The organism is Trichlorobacter sp. (assembly GCF_030247655.1).
Taxonomy (GTDB): Bacteria; Desulfobacterota; Desulfuromonadia; order Geobacterales; family Pseudopelobacteraceae; genus Trichlorobacter.
Window position 1 is genome coordinate 1 of sequence record NZ_JAOTRZ010000177.1, and the last position, 6,331, is coordinate 6,331.

General features: G+C 45.7%; 10 protein-coding genes. 1 reads left to right on the top strand and 9 read right to left on the bottom strand.

Going from position 1 to position 6,331, the window contains the following annotated elements:
* Nucleotides 1-3: 3 nt before the first annotated feature.
* The 9 genes from OEL57_RS12900 to OEL57_RS12940 form a co-directional block, all read right to left on the bottom strand.
* Nucleotides 4-225 carry a KilA-N domain-containing protein gene (locus OEL57_RS12900; RefSeq protein ID WP_300740948.1) on the bottom strand — a complete coding sequence of 74 codons (222 nt, stop codon included), beginning with the start codon at nt 223-225 and terminating at the stop codon, nt 4-6.
* Nucleotides 226-753: 528 nt separating this feature from the next.
* A complete protein-coding gene (hepT, locus tag OEL57_RS12905; protein WP_300740951.1) occupies nt 754-1,173 on the bottom strand; it encodes a type VII toxin-antitoxin system HepT family RNase toxin in 420 nt (139 codons plus the stop codon).
* Nucleotides 1,163-1,549 (bottom strand): type VII toxin-antitoxin system MntA family adenylyltransferase antitoxin, encoded by a 387-nt coding sequence (gene mntA / locus OEL57_RS12910; protein WP_300740953.1) that lies wholly within the window; start codon nt 1,547-1,549, stop codon nt 1,163-1,165. Before mntA ends, hepT begins: the two co-directional genes overlap by 11 nt.
* Before the next feature lie 98 nt (nt 1,550-1,647).
* Nucleotides 1,648-2,037, bottom strand: coding sequence for a GxxExxY protein (locus OEL57_RS12915; protein WP_300740955.1), 390 nt, complete (start codon nt 2,035-2,037; stop codon nt 1,648-1,650).
* A 62-nt stretch (nt 2,038-2,099) separates the two neighbouring features.
* Complete coding sequence (locus OEL57_RS12920; RefSeq protein ID WP_300740957.1) at nt 2,100-2,456, bottom strand: type II toxin-antitoxin system VapC family toxin; 357 nt, start codon at nt 2,454-2,456, stop codon at nt 2,100-2,102.
* Entirely contained in the window at nt 2,444-2,671 is a 228-nt protein-coding gene (locus OEL57_RS12925; RefSeq protein ID WP_300740959.1) for a hypothetical protein, read from the bottom strand. Before OEL57_RS12925 ends, OEL57_RS12920 begins: the two co-directional genes overlap by 13 nt.
* Before the next feature lie 454 nt (nt 2,672-3,125).
* The gene (locus OEL57_RS12930; RefSeq protein ID WP_300740961.1) at nt 3,126-3,458 is read right to left on the bottom strand and encodes a nucleotidyltransferase domain-containing protein; all 333 of its coding nucleotides are present in this window, start codon (nt 3,456-3,458) and stop codon (nt 3,126-3,128) included.
* Entirely contained in the window at nt 3,458-3,859 is a 402-nt protein-coding gene (locus OEL57_RS12935) for a nucleotidyltransferase substrate binding protein (RefSeq protein WP_300740968.1), read from the bottom strand. Before OEL57_RS12935 ends, OEL57_RS12930 begins: the two co-directional genes overlap by 1 nt.
* A gap of 20 nt (nt 3,860-3,879) precedes the next feature.
* Complete coding sequence (locus tag OEL57_RS12940) at nt 3,880-4,857, bottom strand: hypothetical protein (RefSeq protein WP_300740963.1); 978 nt, start codon at nt 4,855-4,857, stop codon at nt 3,880-3,882.
* Nucleotides 4,858-5,445: 588 nt separating this feature from the next.
* Between OEL57_RS12940 and OEL57_RS12945 the strand changes: the two genes are divergently transcribed.
* Nucleotides 5,446-6,331: AAA family ATPase (locus tag OEL57_RS12945; protein ID WP_300740967.1), on the top strand; the 886-nt coding region annotated here is incomplete at its 3' end.

The following is a 6,331-nucleotide window of genomic DNA, read 5'->3' on the forward strand; positions in this document are numbered from 1 at the left end:
CTCTTAAGGTGTCGATTCGACCCCTTTAAAGTTGGGATTGTTGATTTTTTCCCACAGGCCAATGTACTCGATGGTGGTACGACTACGCATCCAGTTTTTTACTACATCTTTGGGCTCATCCGAATTTTTGACGCGAGCGATATCAGTTAGGGATATAAAATCGCTGTCGTTGATCCGTGTTAAGGAAATCTGAGTATTCTGTACCAGTAGCTTTGTCTTGCTCATATCCAACCCCACAGCGTTCATCGCGGTTCCAACTGGTTGTAAAGGCCTTGTTAACCGCCGATAAAGGCGGATACACGCCGATAAAAACAAAACTCTTAGGGGTAAAACCTTTACTGCTTAGCCTGTGCCTTCTCTGCGTTCATCGGCGTTCATCTGCGGTTCCAGTGGTTGTAAAGGCCTTGTTAACCGCCGATACAAGCGGATATACGCCGAGTAAAGCAAACAATCTATTGGTGAAAGCAAACACCCTACCCCTAAAGACTTTAGCCTGTACCTTCTCTGCGTTCATCGGCGTATATCTGCGGTTCCAACTGGTTGTAAAGGCTCTGTTAACCGCCGATAAAGGCGGATACACGCCGAGTAAAACAAACAATCTATTGGTGAAAGAAACGTCCTACCCCTAAAGACTTTAGCCTGTGCCTTCTCTGCGTTCATCGGCGTTATCGGCGGTTAAAGACTTGATTAAAAGCCTAAAATCATTAGCTTGCCTTGCCTGCTGTTCTTCTCAATGTCTCAGTGTGATCAGGATTAACCGCGTATACTGATCGGCTCCAGCAAAAAATCAGTAATAAACTGATATTGCCTGTTTTTTACCAATTCAAGGACACGATGCATGTCAATGTTCATGTAATCATGTACGATTCTATTTCTGAGGCCGATGGCAGCATTCCAGGCCGGCAGACCAGTTTCTGACACAATGCCAAGCTGCATCAGACTGACAAAACTATCATAGGCCGACAATGGCACCTGCTTTCCCGAGGCTTTCAGGAGTTGTTTTGCTTTTCCCACTGCGTTTTCTACTAACACCTGCAACGCGTGCAAGATTCCATTCTGCTCCAGTCGGGAGAGACTATCCCCGGCCTTTAAACGTTCAGATGCCTCATTCATCAGACTTGTTTGCTCCTGCGCTATGAATTCGGTCTCATTCTGATAGAGATCAAGCCGCATAAATTTGCTCCCAATAGTGTTCTTCAAGTTCACGCCATGTTCGCTGTAGGAAGTGATGCCAAGCAAGGCTACCACCACCTTTCAACGGAATCCCCTCTTCTGCAATCGTTGCACGCATGGCAAGTCTGGCTTTCGGCATATCTATTAAATCAATTGCGTCACCAAAAACAATAAATGCGGACGACAAGGTTGTACGAAGCTGTTCATTGGCTGCAAGCTGTTCCATAAATTCCATATTACGAGACCACTGGACTGCAATATCCCAATCACTGGCAGCGTGTTCAAAACCGGTTGCCCGGCTTCCAATGAGAACAGCAAGCTCTAGATCTGGAATGGTGGAAAGCAAACTGGCAAGCAGATCCATATGTGTCGACATAATTACCTCAAAACGGTGTCTCGAACAGAGACCCTTCTCTGCGTTCATCGGCGTATATCTGCGGTTCCATCTGTTGTAAATGCCTGGTTAAGCGCCGATTAAAAATCAAGAACTATTCTTTTTATCTCTATTCTGGGGCTCCCAAAGTTTACCAGCAAACATAGCGAAAAATTTGTCGCCTTAAGATAATTCAGGCATTGTGCACGATGCACATTATCCAATATCTTAACCGCTTTCAATTCCACGATCACAAGCTCATCAACGATTATATCTGCAATATAATCTCCAACAGTTACGCCGTCATAAACCACTTTAACTGGACACTGCTGTACGACACTCAGCCCAGACTTTTGCAATTCGTGACACAAAGCATTTTCGTAGACCTTTTCCAGAAAACCATTACCAAGTGTCGAGGCAACAGTAAAACAGCATCCAATAATCTTCTCTGTAAGTATGTCGAGTTTTTTTCGGCATTCTTCTGTGTTCATGGGCTGGTCCACTGGTTGTAAAGGCTTGGTTAACCGCTATCTCACACCAAGAGAGACACAAATCACAGGTTCACTATGAGACTCACGGCACCTTTAAAATCTCTCTGGTTTCTTGTTACCAAGACGCTTCCCTGCTCAATAGCGGTCGCAGCAATAATGGCATCTGGAAGTTTTATTTTCTTCTGCTTACGTACAGAGACAGCTATCTCCATTATCGAAGCTGATATATTAATCATCTTGAACCCTGCCAGAAACGAGCGAACGATTTGCTCTTGTTCCTGAGTAAAATCATAAGAGAGCGTCTCCATCCATGTTATCGGCGAGATTGCAAGTTTTCCTCGATGCTCTCGAAAAAACGAAACAACATCTGATTGTCCCTCAAGGTAGTAGATGATGATGTTGGTGTCTACGAGATACATGGCCTATTTTTCCATTCCTTACGCATCTTCTTCTGGAACTCAATGCCATCAGGTGCTGCTGTTTTTAGTATTCCCGCTGCTTTTTCAAATGGATCGTTTGAGGTGGATGGTAAAACCGGTTGTATATCAATAAGTATTTGTTTCATGCTTCCAGTAGGAATGCCTGGGTTAGGTATGAACAGACCACCTTTTTTGACAATTGCCTCTACACGCATAAGCGCACTCCTTTCTACAGCTCTTGATATGCCGAGACCAATAAAAACCACCTCAGTCAGAGGTGCAAGGTATCGCAGGTGAAACCTTAAAAAACAGATTTTTGAGGTACATACTGTCAACCCTATAATCTTTAGCCTGTGCCTTCTCTGCGTTCATCGGCGTATATCTGCGGTTCCAACTGGTGTAAAGGCTCTGTTAACCGCCGATAAAGGCGGATGCACGCCGATAAAAACAAAACCAAACTCTTAGGGGTAAAACCTTTACTGCTTAGCCTGTGCCTTCTCTGCGTTCATCGGCGTATATCTGCGGTTCCAGTGGTTGTAAAGGCTCTGTTAACCGCCGATAAAGGCGGATACACGCCGATAAAAACAAAACTCTTAGGGGTAAAACCTTTACTGCTTAGCCTGTGCCTTCTCTGCGTTCATCGGCGTTCATCTGCGGTTCCAGTGGTTATTACCTAAGTTCATCCTTCATCCTTGCCTTACCTTGCTCATAGAAGATCTTGCCAACCCTCACTATATGCTCACGTAGGTCTGCGTGGTTAAGAGTATCAAATATCAAAAGATCAAAGGTGTAGGGAAGCAGGAGATCATCCAATTCAGAGTCAATGTCACCCAATTCATTCAAAGTAATTGCAGCACCATGCAGGCTTAAATCAATGTCTGAACCTGGCTTAAAAGTCCCTTTTACCCGCGATCCATACAACACCGCCTTTTCAACTGACGGGTGCTGCGACAAAACACCACATACTTTTTCAATTGTCTCTTCACGCAGCCCATACTGCATTAAAGATCCTGTGTTTGCTCAGCCAGGGCAGTAAATGTAGCCGTCATTTGTTCAAATGCCGGATAAAAACGGATCAGGATATTTGTTACCACTTCCTCAGCAGTTTCCTGATTATAGGTGTATGAACTAAGATTGCGAGACTTGATCATTTCCATCCATGATTCACCATCAGTGATCAATCCGTTTTTGAATGCCTCCCGAGTTGCCCCCTTTGATCCAACAACAACGTAAACACCTGACTCTTCCAGATAATCCTTCAATACGTTCCAAGCCAATTCATGGGTAAATTCAAAACCTTGAATTAACCCCTGCTGTTCAAGCTCGGACAGTTCACGTTGCCTCGCTAAATCTACAGCACGACGCAAGGTTTCAAATGCCCGAATCCAGCCTTCAGCCTTCAGCCTTCCGCCTTCATCCTTGCTTAATCATGGTGTTCCCTGACCCCTGCTATCAGCATAGTTAAAATCCCCCAGCAAATCATACCCACGGCAAAGGTCGCCAGAATAGCCCGGAAACGTTTCGGCTCTACCGGATAATCCGGCAAACTTGATTGCACAATCCGCTCCAGGTACAACTGCTTGCGCTGGGCCTCATTGCGAGCCTGCTCAAGCGACGCCAGGGCAGCTGCCAATTGTTTATCAGCAAAGCCACGCTCCAGGGTCAACCGTTCGTATTCAGCAGATTTACCGCTTAGTGACCCGTCACCACCTACCACCTTTGCTGTTTCAGTTGCAATTTCAGACTGCAGCACATCTGCGCGTTTTTGTAACACAGCTATCTGAGGGTTATTTTTAGTAACCGAGCGAACCTGTGCTAACTGCGTCTTGGTAGCAATCAGCTCATCCTGCAGCTTTGAAATCTGCTGCAACTGCAATGCTGACTGTTTCTCAGGATCAAACACCCCTTTTTTGTTACGATAGGTTGATAAAGCCAAAGATGCAGCCTTGGCCCTGGACTCTGCTACAGACACTTCAGACCGGGCAAAGCTGATCATATTCTGGCGACCACGCTCATTCAGCTGGTTCACCAGTTTTTCACTCATCTCTAACAGACTAACGTTTATTTTACGGGCCTCTTCAGCGCCAAAAGCCTTGGTACGCAGCGTTGTGATGGATGAAGAGCTGTCATTACTCACTTCAACAATATGCTTTTGATAGTAACGATGTAACGCCTCGAAGCTGGAATCAGGATCAATGCCCCCAAAGCGGCTGAACCGGTCAATTTTCGGATCTGTATAGAGGGTGGCCAGCGTAAACTGAACATTCAACTGCTGCAAAGCATCCCGTGAAGAGATAAAATCATGCACCGTATAGGTATCATCCTGGGATTTTGAAAAACCGGCACTCTGCAGAAACGCGCCGATACCGGTTACTTGCTGTTTTTGGGGGCTGCGAATCACAAAGCGTGATTCCGAGATATAGACATCTGAGGCAACAAATCCGAAGTATATGATTGAAAATAGTGTGGGTAGGAAAACCGTCAGCAAAAAGAGGCGATTAAAACCAAGCAAGCGCCTTTTAAATGACTGTACAGCAGAGGGGGGAACAGACTGAGGTTCTACAGATTCTATTGATTGCAAAATAAGATCCTTGGAAGCGTTATAGTGGCTGCCTGAGTTGGTATATATACCCCATAAAAGGGCTACCGTCAAACCGATCCACACTTTTTCCGGTTCGATTCTGACTACTCCAAGAGAACACAGAACGACACCCACAAGAACATACATTTCAGAATCTGATTAGCGCTGATCTTCCGCCGGATCAGTATGTATCCCCTTTCCCTGAGGGAGAGGGCCAGGGTGAGGGGGAAACCGATTGATAGTATTTGACCTTATCCCCCTCATCCGGCCTTTGGCCACCCTCTCCCTCAAGGGAGAAGGGTAAATCGGAAGATTCTTCTGATAACAACACATTATTTTTACTTGCAACAACACCCCTCAGTCAACTACTGTAACCACAGTTACTATATTCAGATCAAGGTGCTACCCATGAAGTTTTATAACCGTACAGACGAACTGGCAGAACTTGCCACCCTTTATGAGCAGTCAGCCGATAGCGGACGGATGACCGTGCTTACCGGCCGTCGCCGTGTTGGTAAAACAATACTGGCTCTGGAGTCAGCAAAACAGCACAAGCATATCTACCTGTTTGTTTCCAAAAAAGCAGAGGCCCTACTCTGCCAGGAACATATTGAAGAGCTCAGGCGCCTGTTCAGCCTCCCTATTGTTGGTGAAATACGCCACTTCCGAGATATCTTTCTGCTTCTGATTGAACTATCCCGTAATGAACGGATAACCCTGATCATTGATGAGTTTCAGGAATTCTTCAGTATCAATCCGGCAGTCTATTCAGAACTGCAAGGAATCTGGGATCGTAACAAAGCCACCTGCAAACTGAACGTGATCTTCATCGGGTCAGTCCATTCACTGATGTACCGCATCTTTCAGGATCAGAAAGAGCCGCTGTTCGGCAGGGCTGACCGGATTATGTTTCTCAAGCCGTTCAGTATCTGCTCCATCCATGAAGTAACCCGCGATTATAATCATCCTGATATTCAGACCGTGTTTGACGTGTATGCCATTACCGGAGGATTGCCCAAGTACCTTGAGCTGCTGGCAGAAAACAAGGCATTACCCAGAGCAGACCTGTTTGACTTTATGTTCAAACCGTTTTCGCCATTTCTGAATGAAGGCAAAAATCTGCTGATTGAGGAATTTGGCAGAGACTATGGCACCTACTTCTCCATACTGGAATTGATCGCTACCGGCAAAACCGCCAGAAGTGAAATTGAGTCAGTACTTGAAATCCATAGCGGTGCGTATCTGGCAAAACTGGAAGGTGAATATGCCCTGATCGACCGGCATCGTCCCATTA

Coding starts and splice junctions, on each gene's coding strand:
- OEL57_RS12930 (WP_300740961.1), bottom strand. CDS start 3,458: ATGCAGTATGGGCTGCGTGAAGAGACAATTGAAAAAGTATGTGGTGTT.
- mntA (WP_300740953.1), bottom strand. CDS start 1,549: ATGTCGACACATATGGATCTGCTTGCCAGTTTGCTTTCCACCATTCCA.
- OEL57_RS12915 (WP_300740955.1), bottom strand. CDS start 2,037: ATGAACACAGAAGAATGCCGAAAAAAACTCGACATACTTACAGAGAAG.
- hepT (WP_300740951.1), bottom strand. CDS start 1,173: ATGCGGCTTGATCTCTATCAGAATGAGACCGAATTCATAGCGCAGGAG.
- OEL57_RS12900 (WP_300740948.1), bottom strand. CDS start 225: ATGAGCAAGACAAAGCTACTGGTACAGAATACTCAGATTTCCTTAACA.
- OEL57_RS12925 (WP_300740959.1), bottom strand. CDS start 2,671: ATGCGTGTAGAGGCAATTGTCAAAAAAGGTGGTCTGTTCATACCTAAC.
- OEL57_RS12920 (WP_300740957.1), bottom strand. CDS start 2,456: ATGTATCTCGTAGACACCAACATCATCATCTACTACCTTGAGGGACAA.